25 protein-coding genes are annotated in these 24,378 nt (G+C 34.1%); 23 read left to right on the forward strand and 2 right to left on the reverse strand.

The features are described from left to right. Positions 1-3 precede the first annotated feature (3 nt). From QJV49_RS08390 to glf, 10 genes are all read left to right on the forward strand, one after another. A complete protein-coding gene (locus tag QJV49_RS08390) occupies positions 4-966 on the forward strand; it encodes a glycosyltransferase (RefSeq protein ID WP_225512867.1) in 963 nt (320 codons plus the stop codon). Positions 967-969: 3 nt separating this feature from the next. Beyond that, positions 970-1,791: a phosphorylcholine transferase LicD gene (locus QJV49_RS08395; protein WP_225512868.1), complete on the forward strand. Its 822-nt coding sequence runs from the start codon at positions 970-972 to the stop codon at positions 1,789-1,791. Positions 1,792-1,793: 2 nt separating this feature from the next. Next, the gene (locus tag QJV49_RS08400; protein WP_031559122.1) at positions 1,794-2,516 is read left to right on the forward strand and encodes a 2-C-methyl-D-erythritol 4-phosphate cytidylyltransferase; all 723 of its coding nucleotides are present in this window, start codon (positions 1,794-1,796) and stop codon (positions 2,514-2,516) included. Next, complete coding sequence (locus QJV49_RS08405) at positions 2,516-3,568, forward strand: NAD-dependent epimerase/dehydratase family protein (RefSeq protein WP_031559123.1); 1,053 nt, start codon at positions 2,516-2,518, stop codon at positions 3,566-3,568. The genes QJV49_RS08400 and QJV49_RS08405 overlap by 1 nt, the downstream gene beginning before the upstream one ends. Beyond that, entirely contained in the window at positions 3,568-4,524 is a 957-nt protein-coding gene (locus tag QJV49_RS08410) for a glycosyltransferase (protein WP_225512869.1), read from the forward strand. Before QJV49_RS08405 ends, QJV49_RS08410 begins: the two co-directional genes overlap by 1 nt. Beyond that, the gene (locus tag QJV49_RS08415) at positions 4,521-5,603 is read left to right on the forward strand and encodes a glycosyltransferase family 4 protein (protein ID WP_225512870.1); all 1,083 of its coding nucleotides are present in this window, start codon (positions 4,521-4,523) and stop codon (positions 5,601-5,603) included. Before QJV49_RS08410 ends, QJV49_RS08415 begins: the two co-directional genes overlap by 4 nt. A gap of 11 nt (positions 5,604-5,614) precedes the next feature. Continuing rightward, on the forward strand, positions 5,615-7,042 hold the full coding sequence (locus QJV49_RS08420) for an oligosaccharide flippase family protein (RefSeq protein WP_225512871.1): 1,428 nt from the start codon (positions 5,615-5,617) through the stop codon (positions 7,040-7,042). A 25-nt stretch (positions 7,043-7,067) separates the two neighbouring features. Beyond that, positions 7,068-8,762 carry a hypothetical protein gene (locus tag QJV49_RS08425; RefSeq protein WP_225512872.1) on the forward strand — a complete coding sequence of 565 codons (1,695 nt, stop codon included), beginning with the start codon at positions 7,068-7,070 and terminating at the stop codon, positions 8,760-8,762. Positions 8,763-8,771: 9 nt separating this feature from the next. After that, positions 8,772-10,178: a DUF2142 domain-containing protein gene (locus tag QJV49_RS08430; RefSeq protein ID WP_050490619.1), complete on the forward strand. Its 1,407-nt coding sequence runs from the start codon at positions 8,772-8,774 to the stop codon at positions 10,176-10,178. A 77-nt stretch (positions 10,179-10,255) separates the two neighbouring features. Continuing rightward, complete coding sequence (gene glf, locus QJV49_RS08435; protein WP_031559129.1) at positions 10,256-11,398, forward strand: UDP-galactopyranose mutase; 1,143 nt, start codon at positions 10,256-10,258, stop codon at positions 11,396-11,398. A 51-nt stretch (positions 11,399-11,449) separates the two neighbouring features. On the opposite strand, the gene QJV49_RS08440 is transcribed toward glf, so the two are convergent. Continuing rightward, on the reverse strand, positions 11,450-12,361 hold the full coding sequence (locus QJV49_RS08440; RefSeq protein ID WP_309568397.1) for an RICIN domain-containing protein: 912 nt from the start codon (positions 12,359-12,361) through the stop codon (positions 11,450-11,452). Further along, on the reverse strand, positions 12,307-13,203 hold the full coding sequence (locus QJV49_RS08445; protein ID WP_225513056.1) for a GH25 family lysozyme: 897 nt from the start codon (positions 13,201-13,203) through the stop codon (positions 12,307-12,309). Before QJV49_RS08445 ends, QJV49_RS08440 begins: the two co-directional genes overlap by 55 nt. A gap of 488 nt (positions 13,204-13,691) precedes the next feature. On the opposite strand from QJV49_RS08445, the gene guaB reads away from it, so the two are divergent. The 13 genes from guaB to QJV49_RS08510 all read left to right on the forward strand — a co-directional run bounded on the left by guaB (position 13,692) and on the right by QJV49_RS08510 (position 24,376). After that, a complete protein-coding gene (gene guaB, locus QJV49_RS08450) occupies positions 13,692-15,173 on the forward strand; it encodes an IMP dehydrogenase (protein WP_031559132.1) in 1,482 nt (493 codons plus the stop codon). Between the two features lie 175 nt (positions 15,174-15,348). Beyond that, positions 15,349-16,467, forward strand: coding sequence for a ribosome biogenesis GTPase YqeH (yqeH, locus tag QJV49_RS08455; protein ID WP_225513055.1), 1,119 nt, complete (start codon positions 15,349-15,351; stop codon positions 16,465-16,467). Between the two features lie 69 nt (positions 16,468-16,536). Then, positions 16,537-17,040 carry an NUDIX hydrolase gene (locus QJV49_RS08460; protein ID WP_225513054.1) on the forward strand — a complete coding sequence of 168 codons (504 nt, stop codon included), beginning with the start codon at positions 16,537-16,539 and terminating at the stop codon, positions 17,038-17,040. A gap of 83 nt (positions 17,041-17,123) precedes the next feature. Continuing rightward, positions 17,124-18,368 carry a GTPase HflX gene (gene hflX / locus QJV49_RS08465; protein ID WP_225513053.1) on the forward strand — a complete coding sequence of 415 codons (1,245 nt, stop codon included), beginning with the start codon at positions 17,124-17,126 and terminating at the stop codon, positions 18,366-18,368. Between the two features lie 45 nt (positions 18,369-18,413). Next, a complete protein-coding gene (gene yhbY / locus QJV49_RS08470; RefSeq protein WP_003129828.1) occupies positions 18,414-18,728 on the forward strand; it encodes a ribosome assembly RNA-binding protein YhbY in 315 nt (104 codons plus the stop codon). Between the two features lie 46 nt (positions 18,729-18,774). Beyond that, complete coding sequence (locus QJV49_RS08475; protein WP_012897052.1) at positions 18,775-19,374, forward strand: nicotinate-nucleotide adenylyltransferase; 600 nt, start codon at positions 18,775-18,777, stop codon at positions 19,372-19,374. Beyond that, positions 19,367-19,957 carry a bis(5'-nucleosyl)-tetraphosphatase (symmetrical) YqeK gene (gene yqeK / locus QJV49_RS08480; protein ID WP_225513052.1) on the forward strand — a complete coding sequence of 197 codons (591 nt, stop codon included), beginning with the start codon at positions 19,367-19,369 and terminating at the stop codon, positions 19,955-19,957. Before QJV49_RS08475 ends, yqeK begins: the two co-directional genes overlap by 8 nt. 45 nt (positions 19,958-20,002) lie before the next feature. Then, a complete protein-coding gene (locus QJV49_RS08485) occupies positions 20,003-20,428 on the forward strand; it encodes a GNAT family N-acetyltransferase (protein WP_225513051.1) in 426 nt (141 codons plus the stop codon). A gap of 165 nt (positions 20,429-20,593) precedes the next feature. Further along, a complete protein-coding gene (gene rsfS, locus QJV49_RS08490; RefSeq protein ID WP_225513050.1) occupies positions 20,594-20,953 on the forward strand; it encodes a ribosome silencing factor in 360 nt (119 codons plus the stop codon). Positions 20,954-21,054: 101 nt separating this feature from the next. After that, on the forward strand, positions 21,055-21,789 hold the full coding sequence (locus QJV49_RS08495; RefSeq protein WP_225513049.1) for a class I SAM-dependent methyltransferase: 735 nt from the start codon (positions 21,055-21,057) through the stop codon (positions 21,787-21,789). 50 nt (positions 21,790-21,839) lie between these two features. Further along, positions 21,840-23,009 carry a nucleotidyltransferase gene (locus QJV49_RS08500; RefSeq protein WP_225513048.1) on the forward strand — a complete coding sequence of 390 codons (1,170 nt, stop codon included), beginning with the start codon at positions 21,840-21,842 and terminating at the stop codon, positions 23,007-23,009. A 69-nt stretch (positions 23,010-23,078) separates the two neighbouring features. Continuing rightward, positions 23,079-23,504, forward strand: a complete 426-nt coding sequence (locus QJV49_RS08505) for a hypothetical protein (protein ID WP_014570363.1) — start codon at positions 23,079-23,081, stop codon at positions 23,502-23,504. 155 nt (positions 23,505-23,659) lie between these two features. Further along, entirely contained in the window at positions 23,660-24,376 is a 717-nt protein-coding gene (locus QJV49_RS08510) for a YebC/PmpR family DNA-binding transcriptional regulator (RefSeq protein ID WP_010905223.1), read from the forward strand. The last annotated feature ends 2 nt before the right edge of the window (positions 24,377-24,378 follow it).

Below are 24,378 nucleotides of genomic sequence, written 5' to 3' on the forward strand. Positions count from 1 at the left end.
ACTATGAAAACAAGTGTTGTCATTGCAACATATAATGGCGAAGAGTATATAGAAGAACAACTAGAAACGATAAAAGATCAAACTAAGATAGTGGATGAAGTTCTTATTTTTGATGACTTGTCTCAAGATAGAACAGTTTTTCTGATTAAAAATTTTATTGAGAAGTATGGATTATCAAACTGGAATTTGATAGTTAACAAAGTTAATAAAGGCTATAGTAGAAATTTTTATGAAGGAATTTGTAAGGCAAACGGAGACATTATATTTTGTTGTGATCAAGATGACATTTGGGACAAGAGCAAAATTGAGAATATGGTAACATTTTTTGAAAAGAATTCAAAAATAAAAGTATTATCAGGTAATTATATTTATAAAGTAGATAATTCTTTGCCCTCTGCCATGAAGTTTTTTTATAAATCGGCTAATATGATGAATCATTTTAAAAATTCTGTGAAGTCTGTCTCATTCTCTTCAAAAGGAGTGTTCTCTGGAGGAGGTCCTGGTTGGACGCTTGCAATAAAAAAAGAATACTTTGAAAAAATTTCACCATTTTATAACTTAGTTTTTTCGCATGATGGTTTTTTTAATACTTTTTCTTCAATAGATAAGGCCTGTTATAAGTACATGGGATATACTGGTCAATTTCGTAGATACAGTGGAAGTACAAGTGACAGTTCAACAGTTAATTCAAATAAAAAACTAAATCGTGAACTATTATTAACAGAAAATTATTTGGAACGAGTTAAAGTGGCTCAAAATTATCTTGAACAAATGAAAGAAGTTGATGTGACACAACAGCAGAAAATTTTGTGTAAACAACATAGAGCGCTTATGGCTAGGAAAACGTATTATTTAAAAAAAAATTTGAGCTCATTATTCCATATCCTATATTTTTGGAAAAGTTTTAATCCTGTGTGGGTAATTAAAGATATAATGAATTATAGGAAGCTTAGAAAGGAAAAATAGTTTGTGAGAAAAGTACTAAAAGATGAAATAAAAAAAATCGAACTTGAACTATTAACTTTAGTAGACAAGGTATGTCGTAAAAATAACATTGAGTATTCTCTAGGAGGGGGATCATTACTTGGTAGCGTAAGGCATAAAGGTTTCATTCCTTGGGATGACGATATTGATATTATGCTGACTCGTGAGAATTACAACAAACTTATAAAGCTTCTTAGCCATCAAGATGAAGCGGAGCTATGGCATTATTCCATCAAAGAGACGTTTCAACCTTATGCGAAATTATGTAATAAGGAAACATATCAAGCGAAGGCAGGTTTTGACTTTCTTTGGCCCAAGATTGGTGTAAATATTGATATTTTCCCGATGGACTCTATGCCCTCCAACGAAGAGGAGAGAGTTAAATTCATGCACGAAGCACAGCATAAAGCGGAAATTTTATATTCAACATCTTTCCCAGCATTTGTGAGTGGTTCAAAGTGGTACTATTCGCTAGCTCGTCTTTTTCTCCGTGGGCCTAAATATCTTAAATATCATGGAAAAAATAGACAAGTAGCAAGAGATGTTGATGAGTTCATGTCAAAATATCAGTTAGATTCTAATGCTAACCAAATTGGCTTTCTTGCAAGCCGTTATTTTGATAAGGAACATTTTCAAATTGAAATATTTGAAGAGTATGAAGAAGTTAAATTTGAGAATCTAACTGTGAAAAAAATTGTTGATCATGATAGTTATTTGCGTCAAATTCACGGAGATTATATGCAACTTCCTCCTGAAAATCAACGAATAAATCATGACTATGTTACTTTTTATTGGAAAGAAGATTAAAAATGAATATTGGGTTAATATTTGCAGGTGGTACAGGCTCACGAATGAACTCTAAAGATAAACCTAAGCAGTTTTTGGAAGTTCACGGAAAACCAATTATTATACATACCATAGACTTATTTGAAGAAACAGAGGAAGTGGATGCAGTAGTTGTTGTAATATTGTCTGATTATTTAGATTATATGACTGAATTAGTTAAGAAATTTAACTTAAAAAAAGTTAAAGCAATTGTACCAGGTGGAGAAACAGGACAACTATCAATATTTAACGGTCTTGAAGCGGCAGAAAAAATATCAGAAGGCAAAGAATCTGTTGTTTTGATACATGATGGGGTGCGCCCGTTAATTAATAGTAAAGTTATTCGTGACAATATTGAATGTGTTAAGAAAAATGGTTCAGCTATAACAACAGCACCTGCAAAAGAGACAATTGTACTTGTTAATGGTTCTCAAGAAGTCTCAGAAGTTGTAGATCGGACACGCTCTTTTACTGCTAAAGCTCCTCAAAGTTTTAACCTTTCAGATATTTTAAAAGTTCAGCGTGACGCAATTTCGAAAGGTATTACTGACGCAATTGATTCAAGCACACTTATGGGAATGTATAATAAAACGTTGCATATTGTAGAAGGACCATACGAAAATATAAAAATTACAACACCAGATGATTTTTATATGTTCAAAGCACTTTGTGACGCACGTGAAATAGGTCAAATTTATGGGGTATAATAATGATTACATTTGAAAATAAAATTGTTCAAGAAGATTTAAAAAAAATTGTAGATTCTTCTTATATTAACTTTGAAAAACTTCGTGGAAAAACTGTATTGATTACTGGTGTTTCTGGAATGCTGGCAACTTACTTGGCCTATACTATTTATTATTTAGATGTTCATGAAAATTTTCAGACAAAAATTATTGGAACTGCTAGAAATATGGAAAAGGCAAATGCTAAGTTTCAAAGTTTGTCAAAAGAATATTTTGAACTTGTTCAGCATGATGTTACTCAACCCTTTGATTATGAAAAAGATATAGATTATATTATACATGCTGCAAGTAACGCTAGTCCGAAATTTATTTCAACAGATCCCGTGGGAATTATCAAAGCTAATACTTTGGGAACAATGAATTTATTGGAGTTGGCAAGAACGAAAGGAATTCAAAATTTTCTTTTTTTATCAACACGTGAAATCTATGGTAAATCAATTAAAAATCAATTAACGGAACAAGATTATGGAGGATTTGATATTCTTTCTCCGAGAGCCTGTTATCCAGAAAGTAAACGAATGGCAGAAACGTTATTGGAAAGTTATTCTGTACAATATGAGATTCCATATACTGTGGCTCGAATTGCACATTCTTATGGTCCAGGTATGGAAATAAATAATGATGGACGTATCATGAGTGATTTGATTTCGAATGTTGTTAATCATGAAGATATCATTCTAAAATCTGAAGGGACTGCTGAAAGAGCCTTTTGTTATATTTCAGATGCAACTACAGCACTTTTAACTGTTTTGCTAAACGGTGATTCTGGACAAGCGTATAATGTAGCAAATGAAGATGAACCTATACAAATACGAGATTTGGCACAAAAATTAGTATCACTTTTACCTGATGAAAAATTAAAAGTTACGTTTGATATTCCTACTTCTCAAAGTACAGCTTATAGTACAGATGGTAGAACAGTAATGGATATGTCTAAAATAGAAAAATTGGGTTGGAACAGATTAGTTGGTCTCGATTTGGGCTTAAAAAAGACAATAGAAAGTTTTGAATAATGAAAACAGCAGTACTGATGGCAACATATAACGGAGAGAAATTTATTGAAAAGCAATTAGATTCTATAAGAGATCAAGTGCTTGCTCCTGATTATGTTATCATACGTGATGATGGTTCGACGGATGGAACGGTTAAATTTGTTAAAGGTTATATAGCAACTAATAACTTAGCTGGATGGAAGATTATTAAAAATCAAAAGAATCTAGGATGGCGCTTGAATTTTCGCCAATTGTTGATTGATTCGCAAAATATCGATGCAGATGTTATTTTTTTATCAGACCAAGATGATGTTTGGAATTTGGGGAAAAATAAACGACAATTAGAGATACTAGCTGAGCATCAAGAAATTGAGGTGCTGAGTGCTGATACTGAATTTAATGTGAGTGCTAGTGAAGCAACAGTTCCAACTAATCATATCTTTAAGGATAACGATCAAGAACTTTCAAAATTTCCTATTGAACATTTTTATAAGGCTGGTTTTCGGCAAGGTATGACTTTGGCGATAAAAAAAGAATTTATCAGTAGATTTTTAAAATATTGGAAAGAAGACTATAATTTGCTTCCTCATGATGCGCTTATTGAATGTTTAGCTGGATTATTAGAAGTTGGTTATAATTTGAACGAGTGTGTTGCAGTTCATAATCGCCATGAGTCAAATGCAAGCGGCAAAGCAGTTGTAACTCTCAAAGCATCAAAAGAGCTCCATATTCAAGAGCTTTATGCAAAGTACCAGGGATATTATGAAGTAATTTATAAAGTTCTGGAAGATAGTAATTCTCCTTTAGCACTTGAAGAAAAAGAATATTATGAATTTACAAAAAGAAGAGTAGAAAATGCACAATCTGGAAGTATTTGGAAAGTGATAATGCAGCAATTCAAAGATTGGAAAAATTATGAGCATCGTTCAAGTCAAATCAGAGATATAATCTTTGGATTTAAGAAAGAAATGAAATGAGAGAAAATAAAAAAATTAATTTTGTTATGCCAGCAAATTATAATCATGCAGTTGGTGGTTTTAAAATAGTCTATCAATATGCAAATTGGTTGGTAGAACAAGGATTTGACGTTTCAATCAGCTATTGTTATTCTCCAAGTGATCCAGTTGGTTACTCTTTTATAAAACGTTTGGTAGATTTACACATCTATAAATTTTCTAATAGAGATTCAAAGGTAACCTGGTTTCCTTTGAATTCTGAAATAAAATCATATTATAATTGTATTTTTTCTGAAGAATTTCCTGATGCAGATATAGTATTTGCAACTGCATCAAATACAGCTTCTCTCGTTTATAAACTGCCAAAAGAAAAGGGCAAAAAATTCTATTTTATTCAAAACTACGAAGCTGAAGGTTTTGGGAACAATAAAGAATTTATTGAAAAAACCTATAATTTGGGTCTAACAAATGTTGTTATTTCAAAAGATTTGGAACAAAAAGTATTAATGTCAGGAGCGCCAGAGCCGAAATATCTTCCTAATTTTTATAATCATGATGAGTTTTTCCTCGAAAAACCAATAGAAGGTCGAAAAAATATTATTTGTCTTCTAAATCATACCCAAGAAACTAAACGTACCAAACTTGGCTTATCGATTTTAAGAGAAGTGAAGAGAGAAATACCCAATCTTGAGGTACAGTTATTTGGAGCGTATGACCCCATTGAAGAATTAGAAGATTGGATTCATTTTACTAAGAGTGCAAGTGCTAATCAACTTCGTAAGGAAATTTATGGTTCTTCTAAGATATATCTTATGCCAAGTATTTTAGAAGGCTGGGGTTTGACTGGAATGGAAGCAATGGCCTGTGGAGCTGCTTTAGTTGCAAGTCGTATAGGTGGGGTTGTAGATTATGCAAGTGATAAAAATAGTATTTTAGTTGAATCGGACAATAAAAAAGCTTTTGTGAATGCTCTTATAAGCTTATTGTATGATGATAAAAGATATTTAGAAATTGCCTCTCAAGGGAAAAAAGATGTTGAGCTATATTCCATTGACAAGTCTGGGGAACGGCTAATAAAAATAATAAATGGTGAAATTTAGAGGATAATTTGATGAAGTTAATAAAAAATATGATGTATAATACAGTTTATCAAGTTTTAATATTAATTTTACCTTTGATAACTGCGCCTTATGTTTCAAGAACATTGGGAACTACAGGGGTGGGTATTTATTCATCTACAGCTGCATGGCTAGGGTATTTTGTACTTGCTGGTGGACTGGGTATTACATTGTATGGTAATCGTGAGATAGCCTATCATCAAAAAGATAAAGAGGCAAGAAGTCGCATATTTTATGAGCTATTAAGCTTAAAGTTCATTACTGTAGCTGTTGCACTTATTGCATATTTAATTTTTATTTTCTTTCAAAATAAATGGGAAATTTATTTTTTACTTCAAGGAATTACTTTGATAGCTGTTGCTTTTGATGTATCTTGGTTTTTCATGGGGCTTGAAAATTTCAAGGTTATAGTTGTTCGTAATACAATTATCAGATTACTCTTAACCGTTGCTATCTTTGTTTTTGTCAGGACGCCGAATGATTTATGGCTTTACATTTTATTACTTGCTCTTTCAACATTGATAGGCAATATGACCGTTTGGCCCTTCTTACGAAGAGAGATAATGAGAATTCCAGTTCGTTCACTAAATATTTTTCAACATCTACGACCAGTGATAATGCTGTTGCTTCCACAAGTATCTATTACAATTTATACTTCACTTAATAAAAATTTACTCCAAATATTTTCTGGCCTTGATAGCGTAGCATACTTTACACAAACGTATATGATAATTATATTGGGAGCGACACTTGTTTCAAGTTTTAACTCCGCATTTTTACCTCATTTATCAGGATTATTTTCATCTGGGGAAAGTGAAAAAGTAAAACCGCTTATTTTAAAATCTATAGATTTAGGAAATTGTATTTCTATCTTATGTATTTCTGGAATTATAGGTGTTAGTCAAACTTTCGCTGTCTTTTATTTTGGTAAAAACTTTGCTCCGGTAGGTTCTTTGCTTGCTGTTGGTTCAATAACAATATTTTTCTTGGCACTAACAAATGCCTTAAGTACACAGTATTTGTTGGCGGCAAAAAAAATGCATGAATATATGATGTCAACGATTGTCGGACTTATCGTTAATGTACTATTCAATCTTATTTTAATCCCTGTTTTAGGGACAATGGGTGCTATAATAGCAACAATATTAACAGAAGTTAGCGTAGCAACATATATTTTATTGAAGTTGAGAAATTTGTTTACACTTAAGGAAGTTTTTCACGGCCTTTGGAAGTATATTATTGGTGGAGCTTTAGTTTTTGTATTCTTGGATTTTGTTAATAATAATTTTCCAATTAGCATATTAAATTATTTAATCCAAACGATTATCGCAGTATTAATTTATATAGTAACCTTATACGTGTTGCGTGCACCAGCTAATTCGTTAGTCAGTCCTTATATCAAAAAAATTATAAAAAGATAAGTTATTCCAAATATTGAAAGTCATTATGATAAAAAAAATAAATACAAAATTATTGATTTTAATCTGCTCCTTTATATTAATATTTTTAGTAACAGAAAATAAAATTATTGCTAATACTTTGCCACCAGATCAAACGAGAGTTGAATTACAAGTTACTAATAACGGTATGCCCGTAATTCATACTTCTTATAGTGCTATGAATATTGATCATGCCTATCAAGAAATAAAAAGTGGAAATATTAGTCAGAAAGCTAGGAGCTCCGCAGCGTGGATATTAGCATCTCAAAATACAAATAGTGTCACTAATAATGGTGTGATTACTTTGAGTAACGGTCAAAAAATTGGGCAAGGTATTACTCATACAGATGAGGAAATGAGTTCAATAATATCTGGTCTAATCAATGTTGATAACTTATCGCTAATAAGTGAAATAAATCAGTCAAATACTACAGTTCCATTTTTAAATCCAGAACATGTTATTTATAAGTTTACAAACAGTAAAGGATTAGCTAAAGCCAATATTATGAAAGGCTATACGTTGATTCTTGACAATAATAATAATTTTGTTAAACTTACAAAAATACAAAAATCTTCTGAGAAAGTTGTGATAGATCTTGTAAATGTAGATAATAAAATAAAGTTTACGGCAGATGATAAGTTAAGTGCTTTGGTTTCAAACTTTGGGCAATATGTTGTTGGTACTAACCAAAGGTTTAGTTTCAATCTCGCTATCAATAAAAATATGTGGCAACAATCGGGAAATATTAACCTAGTTTTACCGCCAAAATCAAACCTTTCTTTTGATTCAATAGAGGTCTTAAAAAATTCTGATGCAGCAACAGTTGTGACGAATCCAGCTCTAGATGATACTATGGTATTCAATTCTTCTGAACCAGTGATAGCAGCTAATATCACATTAAATCCAACTCAAAGTGATATATTGTTGAGAGTTACAGTACATGTGAATCTAGAGGGGAATAATGTAAGTACAAATAAACCAATTCACACATCATTGCAGGCGGTTTCTGTAAACAAGGATGGTAGTTCAAGTATAGCTTCAACTCCTAATTTAATTATAGCGGGTATAAATTTTGCGATGACCCAAAAGAATGCTACAGAGTTTGCAGAAGGTGGAAAATTTATACTAGCTAAAACAAATGGTAGTGCGTATGAGGTTTATGGAAAAAATAAAAAATGGAATAAGTTTGATAACTTAGATACAGCACAGGCTTCAGATCCTCTAATTTTAGAAGGTGGGAATCGGTATATATTGGGGAGTGATAAGCCTCAAAAAATTCCATTTAGCGTTTTAAGGTTCAACTTTAATGAGAAAGAAAATCAAAAAATCAATAATAGCTTAATACAGATTCTAGGTCTTGCACAAGGAGATAACTATTTTCTTTATAGGATTGATACGGATAATAGTTTATCAGATTCTAATAAAATCTTTAATTTTTCTATTTTTAGCCGAAGCTATTTTTCTGCAAATAATTCTTTAATGGTTGATAATTCACTAAATAATCCCAGTAATAGTCTGATTGGTCTTGCAGGGCAAATTCCTGATTATTCTCCAGGTATCAACGAGTATAGCAATTTAACATTGGATGGAAGCAAGCAAGAATCAAGGCTTCTCCAAATGTATATAATCGTAGGTATTAGTGTTTTTGGACTTATAATTTTAGCTGTGGTAGTTTTCTTTATAAAGTATAGAAGATTGTGAGGATTGAAAATGCAAAAAAGAAAAGAAAAAAAATCAGCTTCCTCTTCTATGACTAGGGAAAAAAGTAAAGTACATAAGATTTATCTTATTCTTAGCGTCTTGCTTGGGATGGTTCTTGCTGTAGGAATGCCTTTTTTCAATGAACCAGATGGGCAATATCATTATGTAGTAAGTTCAAACATGGCAAATTTATCAAATGATATTTCAGCATATGGTGAACCTCAAATAGGAACTGGAATTGATCAACAAATTAAGGCATATCAACAGGGAGATTATTTTCAAACTTACTATCTAACTAAAATAGTTAAAATGCCAATGAATAAGCAACCAAGAGAAGGATTAACAGAGAATCCAAATATAAAATCCTATAATTTTTGGGGTCATTTAATTCCTTCCATAGGAGTATGGCTTGGACATAAGATTTATCCGTCAATTGGTGTTATGATAACAACGGCTCGCTTATTTTCCGTAATCATTAACTCATTATTAATGTTTTTTATAATTAAGTTTGTTAAAAAAGGGAAAATGATTTTTGTAGCTTTATCTCTAACTCCAGTTACTTTAAATTCATTTGCGAGTTTATCTTATGATTCTCTTAGTTTTATATTAGTTGCTTGGTTTATGGCCATAATTATCAATAGTTTGGTTGATCAAAAAATTAGCTGGTGGAGATGGATAGAGTTAGGAGTAGCTTCAATTTCTATTTATTTTGGAGCAAAAACTAACTTTAAAGTTTTATTACTTTTCATACCAGTATTGATAATAATGTTTATTTTTCCTAGAATATATAGTAAGATATCTTTGTTTATTAGTTACTTATGGACAAATAAAAGAAGACTATCAATCGCTTCATTAGTTGGAATTGGATTAGTATTTACACTTTTCATCTTTTTATTAAGTTTGAAACATGGTGGGATTTTTTATAGTATTTATAGATTTATAATTAATTACTCTGTCAATTTACGAGATTACTTATCGGTAAGTTCTGTATTCTATAATTTATTAGGTTCACCGTATCCTAATATCAACTATACTCCTGCTTGGGTAAGTATGATTTGGTACATTGTATTATTCACTACGTTACTTTCCGAAGATAAATTTATCAAAAATAAATTTATCTCATTGACGAGTTTTATCATCTTTTTATTAGGAGTTATGGCGGTTTATTATGTCTATATGACATATACTCCCACTGGAGCACCAGTTGGAAATGCAACTATATTAGGTCAAATGCAGGGCTTACAGGGGAGATACTTTACTCCTACTTTGTTTTTACTTCTATTCATCACTTGCCAAGAAAAATTTAAAATTAAAATTAATGGTTCAAAAGGTGTATTATTGTTTGTAGCTGGTACTGCGGTACTGACAAATCTTTTACTTCTGTTTTCTACACTTTTTGGTGTATATTATTTGTAAAGATAAAAACTATGAAAATTTGTATTAGAACTTTTTAATCACAACTTATATGTGATATCATGATAATAGGAGAAAAAATGAAATTTAATAAAAAAAATTATGATTATCTTATTGTTGGAGCAGGCCCTTATGGTTCGATATTTGCGCATGAAGCTGCAAAGCATGGTAAAAAATCATTAATTATTGAACGTCGCTCTCATATTGGTGGGAATATGTACACTCATAAAGAACATGGAATCAATGTTCATGATTATGGTGCACACATTTTCCACACTGATAATAAAATGGTTTGGGATTACGTCAATCAATTTACAGAGTTTAATAATTATATTAATCAAGTTGTTGCGAATTATAAAGGGGAACTTTATAACCTTCCTTTTAACATGAACACTTTTTATCAAATGTGGGGGGTAAAGACTCCAGAAGAAGCGGCTGCTAAGATTGAGGAACAGAAGGCAAAAGCAGGAGTTTCAGGAATCCCTAAAAACCTAGAAGAACAAGCAATTAGTTTGATTGGGACTGATATCTATCATAAACTTATTAAAGGTTATACAGAGAAGCAGTGGGGACGTAAAGCTACTGAGCTCCCTTCATTCATCATCCGCCGTCTTCCGGTCCGCTATACGTTTGATAATAATTACTTCAATCATCGTTATCAAGGGGTTCCAGTTGATGGATATACTGCAATCTTTGATAAAATGCTTGATTCTGACCTTATTGATGTTCAAACAGGTGTAGATTTTTTCAGTGATAAAGAAGTATTTTTAGAAGAGTTTCCAAAAATTGTTTATACGGGAATGATTGATCAGTTTTTTGATTATTCTTTTGGAGAACTGGAATATCGCTCTGTCCGCTTTGAAACAGAAACTGTAAAATCTGACAATATTCAAGGAAATGCGGTCATCAATTATACTGATGCAGAAACGCCCTATACTCGTGTGATGGAGTGGAGACATTTCGATAAAAAAGCTGACGAGGGATATACGATTTTAACGAAAGAGTTCCCTCAAAATTGGGATCGCACAAAAGAGGCCTATTATCCAGTTAATGATGAAAAAAATTCTAAGCTTTTTAGAAAATATAAAGAAGAGACTAAAAAATATCCAAATGTTATTTTTGGTGGGCGCTTAGGTAATTACCAATACTATGATATGGATCAGGTTTTTGGTGTAGCTTTAAAGGCAGTTGAGAAAGAATTTAAAGATTTAGATAAAAATTGAATCTTATTTAATCGATAAAAAACTCGGTGGAGATTATTCCACACGAGTTTTTTATTTTATAAGTTGCCATTGTTGAGCTGCTGTATAGTTTGAGTCATATAACTGTAATGGTGCATTTGGAGAATAATTCCCGTTTTTTATATCCAAGCTTTTTCCTGAATTGGCATTTTTAATTCTTATTCCAGAAGAGAATGAAGTAATTATCCACTGCTGTGCCATGGTTCCATTTCTTTGATACAGTTGCACTTTAGTACCGTTGCTCAGATTAGCACCTGCACCTTCTATACACTTTCCAGAATTTGGATTTGAAATTTCATAATTCCCATTGGAAAGTTTTGTGAACTTCCAAAGTTGAGCTGGTGTATTATTTTCGGAATAAACTTGAATTTGTGTCTTATTTGCGCTATTATTTCCAGCAAGGTCAACAAAAAGAGGATGAGTAAGATTTCTAATACGATAAATTCCATCGGTGACAGGGGTTGGAGTGCTTGTATTAGTGAAAGACCAGCTTTGAGCAAGAGTATTATTTGAAGCATATATTTGTAATTGTGAACCATTATTATAAGAATTTGCTGGAATATCAATGGCTTTTCCTGCAAGTTTAGATAGGATAGAATATCCTCCAGAACTATTTGGCACGATCACCCATTGTTGAGCATCGGTTCCATTGCCTTGATAAAGATTAACTCGAGTCCCATTAGCTGTTGCAGCGGCTTTAATCTCTAAATATTTTCCTGATTGAGGATTCATGAAAGTATAGTAGCCGTTACTCAAACGTGTTACTTGCCAAATTTGAGCTGCAGATCCATTTTTACTATAAGTTTGAATTGTAGAATTATTTACTACACCACCTCCACTAATATCTATCGCTCTGTTTGCAGATGATATGTTATAGAGCCCATTAGCTACTAAATTATCTCCGGGAGGAATGATAGAATTATCGGGGGGATTGTACCAGATGATGCAAAAAAATTACTATAATCAATTGAAGTATCAACAGCATTGGCTTTTAAGTTAGATGTTCCTTGATAATACATTTGGCTTGTATATTGCCAAGCTCCATATTGTGTATTCTGGAGATTGCTAGAAGATGGTTTGCCGTATAGATATTGAGCAGCCCAAAGATTTTTTGGACCACCTAATGTATTATAGTTCATTTGACAGGTTGCTGTATTTGTTCCAATCCATGAAGCAGAGGTATAAAACTTTGTGTTGCTATAACCATTTGTTTTGAGCGTGTTAGCAAATTGTACACCTGCTGTTGCCCAATCAACCGTTATGGGGTTGGGCCCAATAATATTTCCAGAACCATCTCTATAAGGTTGCTCGCAGTCCATAATCATTACAGTGTTGCTAGACAATCCAAAAGATTTAGCTACTTTTGCAAAGTATGCGGCTTCTTGTATGGCTAATGAATTTGCAGCACTTTGTGAATTGGCTCCTGTTAACCGCGCATAGTGATAGACCGCCACATTTAAGCCGGCATTCTGTGCCATTTTAATTTGATTTGCAGCATATGGGTTCGTATAATTAGTTCCTTCGGTGAGTTTAACAACAATTGACTTGACACCAGATGTCTTAAGAGAATTAAAGTCTGCTTGTGTCATCCATGATTGATAGCTGGCAATATCAACAGCATCTTTTCTTGGCAATGTATTATCATCGGATTTAAGATCAGAAGGAACATTGGCAGCTGGAGCTGCAGCAAACGAACGCGCTCTGATATTAGGAGTTGTAGCTGATGTATCACTGCTACTGTCTTTGGAAGCTTCTTGAGTTTGAATTTGCTCAATGTAGTGCCCCATGGGAGTATTGTCTGAACTAATAGCGTCTTCAGCTAATACTGGTTTTGTAAATAGTAATCCAGAAAAGAGTATTAGGGAAATAAGGTAAGATTTTTTCAGTTTCATTTCTAAAATTATTGCTTTCTTTTGATGGGTGTAAGATAAATAAGAGTTATTATTATATTTTACAATGATAATAAAAAAGGAATATTGCTTTTTAGTAAAAACAAATTAATTATTTAATTTATTTGTTTTTAATTTGACTTAAAGTGTAATTTCAAGTCATTTTTTTTTACTTGCATAATATATGTTACCATATTTAAGGCAAGTTTATGAAATAATAAGGTAATTATCAGTTTAAATTATGCATATTTTCTTATTTAATCTGTTTTCTACTGTTGAAATGCTTTGGGAATAGTGGTAGAATAGTAAAAATAAAAAATTGGCGAATGCCATAGAAATATAGCTATATTGAGTATATATAGCACGATAATGGAGGAATATTTTCGATGTCAAACTGGGAAACTAAGTTTTTGAAAAAGGGATTTACTTTTGATGATGTGTTGCTGATTCCAGCAGAGTCTCATGTTTTACCAAATGAGGTGAGTATGAAGACAAAGTTGGCTAAAAATTTGACTTTGAATATTCCAATTATCTCTGCTGCCATGGATACTGTAACTGACTCAAAAATGGCTATTTCAATGGCGCGTCAAGGTGGACTTGGTGTAGTCCACAAAAATATGACTATTGCGGAACAAGCTGAAGAAATTCATAAAGTGAAACGTTCAGAATCTGGTGTTATTACAGATCCATTTTTCTTGACTCCAAATCATAAAATTGAAGAAGCTGAAAACTTGATGGCAACTTACCGAATTTCTGGTGTACCAATCGTTGATACGCTTGAAAATCGTAAATTGGTAGGGATTATTACTAACCGTGACTTGCGTTTTATTACGGATTATAATCAACAAATCAAAAATATGATGACTTCTGAAAATCTGATTACTGCTCCGGTTGGAACAACTTTAGATACAGCTGCTCGTATTTTGCAAGAGCATAAAATTGAAAAATTACCTTTGGTTGATGAAGCTGGTAAATTGGCTGGTTTGATTACAATTAAAGATATTGAACGTGTGATTGAATTCCCAAATGCTGCTAAAGATGAGCAAGGTCGTTTGCTTGTTGCAGGAGCAGTTGGTGTATCTTCTGATACTTTTGAGCGTGCGGAAGCTTTGTTTGCTGCAGGGGCTGATGCGATTGTTATTGATACGGCTCATGGACATTCGGCGGGTGTTTTACGTAAAATTCGTGAAATCCGTAATCATTTCCCAGACCGTACTTTGATTGCTGGTAATATTGCTACTGGTGAGGGTGCCCGTGCTTTGTTTGAAGCTGGTGTTGATGTGGTTAAAGTTGGGATTGGTCCTGGTTCTATCTGTACGACTCGTGTTGTTGCTGGTGTAGGTGTTCCGCAAATTACAGCCATTTATGATGCGGCAAATGTGGCGCGTGAATTTGGTAAAACAATCATCGCTGATGGTGGGATTAAATATTCTGGTGATATTGTTAAGGCACTTGCTGCTGGTGGAGACGCAGTTATGCTTGGTTCAATGCTTGCAGGTACTGACGAATCTCCTGGTGAATTTGAAATCTTCCAAGGCCGTAAGTTTAAAACTTACCGTGGAATGGGTAGCTTGGCAGCAATGAAAAAAGGTTCTAAAGACCGTTATTTCCAAGGGGCTGTTAATGAAGCTAACAAACTTGTTCCAGAGGGAATTGAAGGGCGTGTGGCTTATAAGGGAACAGCGACAGATATCGTTTTCCAAATGCTTGGTGGTTTGAAAGCAGGAATGGGATATACTGGTGCGGCTGATATTACTGCTTTGCATGATTCAGCACAATTTATCGAAATGTCTGGTGCTGGTTTGAAAGAATCACATCCACATGATGTACAAATTACTAAAGAAGCACCTAACTATTCTGTACAATAAAAATTACTGACAAGAATTCTGTCAGTAAAAAAAGGGAATTGACAAGTTGTCGTTCTCTTTTTTATTTTGAAATTTACTGACAGAAAAATTTGTCAGTAAAAGGATGATAAAAATAGGTCTTTTATTATAGGAAAAAAGGCTAAAAATGCTGTTGAAATGTGGTATAATAAGCAATATGATTGAAAATGAAAATACAATGGAAGATTTGTACTGTATTGGTTGTGGTGCAAAAATTCAAACTGAGGATAAAAATGCACTTGGTTTTTTGCCTGCGGGTGCTTTGAAGAAAAAAATTGAGAACGATGAGGATTTATACTGTCAGCGTTGTTTCCGCTTGCGTCATTATAATGAAATTGCACCGACAAGTTTGACGGATGCAGATTTTTTGCGTTTACTTAAAGAAATTGGTCAACATGATGCTTTGATTGTCAATGTGGTTGATATTTTTGACTTTAATGGCTCTTTGATTCCTAACCTTCATAAATTGACTGGTGGAAATGATTTACTCATGGTTGCCAATAAACGTGATGTTTTGCCAAAATCACTAAAAGTTGGGAAATTAACTGCTTGGTTGAGAGAACAAGCGACTTCACGTTCGCTTAAACCTAAAGATATCTTAGTGACTTCAGCTCAAAATAAAGATGATGTGGCTGAATTGATGGAAGCTATTGAATACTACCGCCGTGGGCGTGATGTCTATGTGGTTGGGGTAACGAATGTTGGTAAATCAACTTTGATTAATGCAATTATTAAATCAGCTTCAGGTTCTGAGGATGTGATTACAACTTCACGTTTCCCTGGGACAACCCTTGATAAGATTGAAATTCCGCTTGATGAAGATTCGGCATTGATTGACACACCGGGGATTATCCACCGTGGGCAAATGGCTCATTATTTGGAACCAGAAGATTTGAAATATGTATCACCGCGTAAAGAAATTAAGCCGAAAACTTATCAGCTCAATCCTGAACAAACATTGTTCTTTGGTGGTTTGGCACGGTTTGATTTTATAAGTGGCGAACGTCAAGGAATGACGGCTTATTTTGACAATGAAATCAATGTTCATCGGACGAAACTTGAAGGTGCGACTGAATTTTATGAAAAGCATAAAGGAGAACTTTTGGCTCCTGCTTTAGTTGGTGCCAAATTGGTTCATCGTGAGTTTAAAATCACTGACAAATCAGACATTGTCTTTTCTGGTCTTGGCTGGGTTCGTGTGCCACAAAAAGCAGTTGTTGCAGCTTGGGTGCCAGAGGGTGTGGATGTAGTTGTTCGTAAGGCATTGATTGGATAAAAAATAGGCACAGTTTATCTTGTAAAGTTACTGACAGAATTTCTGTCAGTAAAATCTTGGAGAATTAAAATGGAAGAGACTAGCCAGGATATTGGTTTTACGCGTAATAATCAGTGGTTTCGATATCGGGCAGCTGGAATTATTATTAAAGATGATGCTGTTTTAATGGTTGGCAATGACCACAATGATTATTATTATTCGGTTGGTGGTGCCGTGCAACTGGGTGAAACGGCCGAGGAGGCTTGTCTGCGTGAGCTTTATGAGGAAACTGGTTTACATCTTGAAATCGAAAGATTAGCTTTTATCCATGAAAATTTTTTTACGGGTCAGGAAAGTGATTTTTTAAATAAGGTCAATTGTCATGAATTGAGTTTTTATTTTCTGATGAGACCACTGACAGAAAATCTATCAGTAAAATCAGAGAGTTTTGGGACTGATGGTAGCAAAGAATTTTTGAAATGGATTCCAATTGCTGAGTATAAAAATTACAAAGCTTTCCCGACATTCTTTGCTGACGAGCTGAAAAATCTGTCAGTAAATTCTCAAATCAAAAGAATTGTGACAGCTGAATAAATAAATGAGCAGAGTTTGGCTCCATAACAATTTTAGTCTAAACTCAGCTGACAAAAATAAAAAAGGAAAATTTTACTAAAAATTTGATAGATTTAGAAGAAAAACAAGAAAGAGTTCTCCTTGCAGGAGTGGAAACAGCTGAAAATTTTCAGGCTTTTGAGTCATCAATGATTGAACTTGCTGAACTGACAAAAACAGCTGGCGGCTTGGTTATTGACCAATTCACTCAAAAAAGAGAACGTCCAGATAGTCGGACAATGATTGGTTCTGGAAAATTAGAACAAATGCGTTGGGCGATTGAAGTGGGTGAAGTTGATACGGTTATTTTCAATGACCGCTTATCACCAAGGCAAAATGTCAATTTAGAAGAAGCTTTGGGTGTCAAAGTCATCGATAGAATGCAATTGATTTTGGACATTTTTGCAATGCGTGCGCGCTCGCATGAAGGAATGCTTCAAGTTGAAGAAGCCCAGCTCAATTATCTTTTGCCTCGTTTGGTGGGGCAAGGAATCATGCTCAGCCGTCAAGGTGGGGGAATTGGTTCTAAAGGGCCAGGTGAAACCAAGCTTGAAACAGATCGACGTTATATTCGCACCCGAATTGAAAACATTGATAAAGCCCTCAAAAAAGTTGAAAAAACAAGGGAAAATATTCGTCAAAAACGCTCGAAATCAGGAATTTTTCGGATTGGTTTAATTGGTTACACCAATGCCGGAAAATCCAGCATTATGAATGCTTTAGTTGGGCTTGATAAAGAACAATATGAGCAAAATGAACTTTTTGCGACTTTGGATGCCACAACAAAAGCAGTTAAATTGGTTGAAGACTTTACGGTGTCACTGACAGATACTGTCGGTTTTATCCAAAACCTGCCAACAGAGCTGATTAAAGCATTCAAATCAACTTTAGAAGAATCAGCTAATGTTGATTTGCTGATTCATGTTGTTGATGCCAGCAACCCTCATCATGAAATTCATGAACAAACAGTTTTAAAAATCATGGAAGATTTGAAATTGACAAATATTCCTGTGCTGAATGTTTATAATAAAATGGATATAGCACCAAGTGATTTCTTGCCAACTTTATCGCCAAGTTTGCAACTCTCAATTAAATCTGAAAGTGGCGTGCAATGGCTGAAAACAGCTATTTTGGAAAAATTACATGAGCTTTTTGATGCTTTTGAGTTAGAGTTACCTTACGAAAAAGCCTATCAGTTACCTGAATTACGAAAAAGTGCCTTGGTGCAATCAGTGGTTGAGGGTGAAGAAGGGTATCTGATTAAAGGATTGATTGCGCCTGAATTGAGTTGGAAATTACCCAATAATTAAAGGTTGCTCGGAAATTTTAAAAATAGAAATAGGAAAAATTAAATCATGGAAATGAACGGAAAACAAAAACGCTACTTGCGTAGCTTGGCAGTTAATATTAAACCAATTGTTCAAATTGGCAAAAGTGGTTTGTCTAATGAAATTTTGACCAGCATTCGTAATGCTGCTGATGCACGTGAACTGATCAAAGTTAATATTTTACAAAACTCAGATGAAGTGGCAACAGATGTGGCAGAAGCAATTGAAGAAATGGGACTTGATGTTGTTCAAATCATCGGTCGAAATCTCATTGTGTTTAAAGTTTCTGACCGCAAAGAAAATCGCAAAATTTCGGTTGAAGTTAAAAATATTGTGAAATAAAGTGTTCTAAAAAATAATCAAAGACTAAGATATAATGGGTGAACAAATGGCAATAGATTTATTGACTCCTTTTACAAAGGTAGAATTAAAAGCTAAAGAAGACGAGAAACGACGGGCAATCGGACTTTTTTGGGGTAATTTTAATCCTGTTCATGTTGGCCATTTGACAATTGCTGACCAAGTGCGCCAAGAACTTAATTTGGAAAAAGTTGTCTTTTTACCAGAACATAATACTGACGGGCATGTTGCAGCTATGCTGACCGCAGCTATTGAAGATTGTCCTGGTTTAGAAGTAGACGCTTGTCGCCTGAAAGCTAAAGATGGCGCTGATATTTATCAAACGGTACTTGAGCTTCATGAAGAAAATCCAGATTGTGATTTTTATTTTATTATCGGTGGTGACATGATTTCTGGTTTAGCTCATTGGGCACATATTGATGAGTTATTAGAATTAGTTCAATTCGTTGGGATTCGTAGGCCTCGTTATCGGGCAGGAACTTCTTATCCGATTATGTGGGTGGATGTTCCAATGATGGATATTTCTGGAAATTTGATTCGGGAACAATTGCACCGTGGAATTAAACCACATTTTCTTTTGGCACCGAAGGTTTTAGATTACATTTTGAAAGAAGGATTATATGTTTGACTTTTATCCAGAAGTGAATTTATCAAGAGAGGATTTGTTAGCGAAAATTGCTAGCATGGTCAAAAAATCACGTTTTGAACATATGCTCGGTGTGGAAAAAGCAGCGATTGCGTTAGCGCAAAAATATGGAGTTGACCCGCATAAAGCAAGTTTAGCTGGACTTTTACATGACTATTGTAAAGAAGTGGATGATGAAACTTTTCTAGCCTTGATTGATAAATATGGCTTAGATGCTGATTTGAAAAATTGGGATAATAATATTTGGCATGGAAAAGTCGGAATTTATAAAATGCGTGAAGATTTCGGACTTGAAGATGAAGAAATTTTACGGGCGATTGAGATTCATACGGTCGGAGATAAAGAAATGTCTGGTTTGGCTAAGGTATTGTATGTAGCGGATTACATTGAAGATGGTCGAACATTTCCAGGGGTCATTGAAGCCCGTGCAGTTGCTAATCAAGATTTAAATCAAGCAGTTGCTTTTGAAACCATGCGTTTGGTTGAGTATTTGGCAGAACGTCGTTTGACCATCTACCCTCAAACTTTTGAAGCCTATAATGCTTTTATTGGTTATTTGTCTTGAAATATAGTTAGAGATAAACTGCTTATTATCAACAGAGGAAAATGAATGATTAGAAAAGCTGAAATGAAAGATTATATTGACATTGCTCGCCTTTCTGGAGTACTTGGTTATCCAATTTCTGAAGTGGCTGTTAAGAAAAATCTTGCACGTATTTTAAAAGATGCCGACCATGAATTTCTTGTTTTTGATTTGGGAGAAAGAGTGGTAGCTTTCATTGAAGCAGAAATTTATGCTCCAGTTTATGCTGAACAAGTGATGCTAAATGTCTTAGGTTTAGTTGTGGATGAAAAAAATCAAGGACAGGGAATTGGTGCTCAATTACTTAACACATTAGAAGAAATTGCTAAAACTAGAGAAATCAATGTTATTAGACTAAACTCCGGAGTGCAAAGGCATAAGGCGCATCAATTTTATGAACATCAAGGTTATACCAGTAATCATTCACAGAAGCGTTTTTTAAAATTTCTCTAAAAATAATGAATATAACAGGCAACTTTTGGTTGCTGTAACTTTTTATGTTAAAATAAGTGGGTCTAGTTTTTACATTTGATTGTAAAGGATCTAGAGAAAATGAATAATAAATCTTAAAAAGATTTTTAATGAATAAAAAGAGACAAAAAGTCTCGGAGGAAAGAATTGGATTCAAAAAAATTACTTGAAGTGGTTGTAAAAGCAGCCGATGATAAAAAAGCACTTGATATTGTGGCTTTAGATATGTCTGAAGTGACATTTGTTGCAGATTATTTTGTGATTATGGAAGCAATGAATAGCCGTCAGTTAGATGCAATTGCTGATAATATTGCTGAAGCGGCTGAACTTGCTGGAGCAAAAGTAGCAGGTCATATTGAAGGCGATGCAAAAACAGGTTGGGTTTTGATTGACCTTGGTGATATCGTAGTCAGTGTCTTTGGACATGATGAACGTGGACACTTTAATTTAGAAAAACTTTGGTCTGATGCACCAATGGTAGATATTTCTGGATTTATGGCTGAATAATTAATAGCTTTGTCGGTTTTACTGACAGAGCTCTTATTTATTTTAAAAATTTACTGACAGCCCTATTAAAAGAGCTGTCACTAATTCTAGAAAGGGTTGAAATGGCATTTTACGAAGATTTTTCAAGAGTCTATGATCAGGTTATGGACCAAGAACTTTATGAGCAATGGCTTGATTTTACAAAAAGACATTTACCAAAAGAAATAAAATCAGTTTTTGAGTTAGCTTGCGGCTCTGGTGCTTTATCGGTTCGTTTGGCCCAAGAAGGCTACAAAGTGACCGGTCTTGATATTTCTGAAGAAATGTTAACTTTGGCGAGTAAAAAAGCTCGTCAAGCCGGTTATCAACTTGATTTTACTGCTGGGGATATGCGCGAACTTTCTGGTCTTGGCAAATTTGATGCGGTAACTTGCTATTCTGACTCACTTTGCTATTTGGAAAATTTGGATGAATTACAAGCTACGTTTGATGGTGTTTTTGAAATACTAAATGAAGGTGGAACTTTTATTTTTGATGTGCATTCAACTTATCAAGTAGATGAAGTTTTCCCAAATTACTCTTACCATGAAAATGCGGAAGATTTTGCTTTTTTATGGGACTCATTTGAAGGAGAAGTTCCACATTCTATTGTCCATGAATTGAGCTTTTTCATTCAGGGTTCTGATGGGAAATTTACAAGAAAAGATGAAGTTCATGAAGAACGGACTTATCCAATCGACGATTATCTCGCGCGCTTGGCAACTGCCGGCTTTAAAGAAGCGATGGTCTGTGCAGATTTTACTGACGAGGCGCCGAGCGAAGATAGTGCGCGTTGGTTCTTTGTCTGTAAAAAATAATCGAAAAAATATTTCTGTCAGTTACTGACAGATTTTTTTAGAGGTAGAAAATGAATAAGATTACAGGAATTATTGCCGAATTTAATCCATTTCATAAGGGACATGAATATCTTTTGAACCAGATTGAGGGGATAAAAATAGTAGCAATGTCAGGGAATTGGATGCAGCGAGGAGAGCCTGCTATTTTTGACAAATGGACGAGGGCTCAAATGGCTTTAGCTTGTGGTGCTGATTTAGTGGTTGAATTACCTGTCACTGTTTCGGTACAGGCAGCTGATTTTTTTGCAAGTGGTGCTGTGGCTATTTTAAAAAATCTTGGAATTACTGACCTGGCTTTTGGTTCAGAATCAGCAATTGATTATAATGAAATTGCTGATATTTATGAAAAAAGAGGGGAGGAAATGGAAAGTTACATTCAATCATTAGCTGACCAGCTTTCCTACCCTGAAAAAACTCAAAAAATGTGGCAGCATTTTACGGGAATTGAATTTGACGGGAACACACCAAATCACGTCTTAGCTCTTGCCTATGCTAAAGCAGCGGCAGGTAAACAAATTAATTTACAAGCGATTAAACGCGTCGGAAAATTCCATTCACTAGAGCTGACAGAAGGATTTGCTAGTGCAACCGCACTCCGTCAGGAGTTATTTTCACTGACAGAAAAGCAAAATTTACTGACAGAGCAAACTAATCAATCTGTCAGTAATAAATCGGTGCCGACAGACTTGTCAGCAATAAAAAATCATGTTCCGTCAGCCATTTTAGCGGCTTATGCAAGTCCAAAAACTAATTGGGCAGCTTATTTTCCACTTCTGCAATATAAAATTCGAGTTGATGAGCACTTGGAAAATATTTTTCAAGTCAATCAAGAACTTTCTGTCCGCTTAAAAAAGGCGGTCAAATCTGCTAAAAATTTTGATGAATTGGTCGAACAAGTTTATACCAAACGTTATACGAAAGCGCGTGTTCGTAGGCTTTTAACTTATATTTTGTTAAATATTCCAAAGCAGTTTGATTTACCAGAACAAATTCATGTGTTAGGTTTTTCAAAAACTGGTCAAGAAATTTTAGCTCAAAATCGGGGAAAAATTATCAGTAAAATTGGGCAAAACCCATGGGACAACTTGACCCAAAAAGCTGATGAAATTTATCAATTAGGAAATGTTCAATTTGAAGAACAAAATTTTGGTCGAAAACCAATTCGTTCATCAATCAGATAGACATTTACGATAAATATTTGTAAATAACGTAAAAAATATGTTATGATAAAAAGAAAAGGAATTTTTATTATGACTGAAAAAAGCATGAAGAATCTTGTCAAAGTGACGGGGATTCTTAACATCATTGGTGCTGCCTTGGTTGTGCTTTCAACCATCGTTTCAATGGCTTCACTATCGCAAGCACTCAATTCAACTGGTTCAAACAGCTTTGAAGCCGGATTTAATGCAGCAAATTCTGGCCCTGCTATGTTTATCAAAATTATTATTGGGTTTGTAGGAATAGCAACATTTATCCTTGCGATTATTTTACTTCGCCAAAATAGAAGATTCAATTTGAGCAATGCAGCAGCAATTTTAACACTGATTGCAGGAATCTTTGCTTGGGTTATTATATTTGTTTCGCTTGTTTTATGGATTATTGCTGCCGTGTTCTTATTAAGAATGAAAATAAAAGAAGGTGAAGAAAACTCTAATGAAATTTCCTCACAAGAATAATCCCTGATGAAATTAAAGTAAAATCCCGTAAAATCGGGATTTTTTTGATTTCTCATAGACGAGCCTTTACAAATTGTGATATAATATGATAGAAAAAATCATGCAGATTAATCCTCTGCCAATAATTTAAATAAAATTTCAAGGAGATTATTCCAATGGGACGTAAATGGGCCAATATTGTTGCTAAAAAAACCGCTAAAGACGGTGCAACTTCTAAAGTATATGCAAAATTCGGTGTTGAAATCTATGCCGCTGCTAAACAAGGTGAACCAGATCCAGAATCAAATTCATCATTAAAATTCGTTATTGAACGTGCCAAACAAGCGCAAGTTCCAAAACACGTTATTGATAAAGCAATCGATAAAGCTAAAGGTGGCGGAGATGAAACTTTCGTTCAAGGACGTTATGAAGGATTTGGACCAAATGGTTCAATGGTTATCGCCGAAACTTTGACTTCAAATGTTAACCGTACAATCGCTAATGTCCGTACTACTTTCCACAAAAATGGTGGGAATATCGGGGCAGCCGGTGCTGTCAGCTATATGTTTGACAATACAGGCGTGATTGTTTTTGAAGGAACTGACCCTGACCATATCTTTGAAATTTTGCTTGATGCTGAAGTTGATGTTCGTGATGTGACCGAAGAAGAAGGAAATATTGTTGTTTATACAGAACCAACAGACCTTCATAAAGGAATTGCAGCACTTAAAGAAGCTGGAATTACTGAGTTCTCAACAACAGAATTAGAAATGATTCCTCAATCAGAAGTTGAACTTTCACCAGAAGATTTAGAAATCTTTGAAGGACTTATTGATGCTCTTGAAGATGACGATGATGTTCAAAAAGTTTATCATAACGTTGCAAATCTCTAATT

Source organism: Lactococcus sp. NH2-7C, from assembly GCF_029953655.1.
Lineage (GTDB): Bacteria > Bacillota > Bacilli > Lactobacillales > Streptococcaceae > Lactococcus > Lactococcus lactis.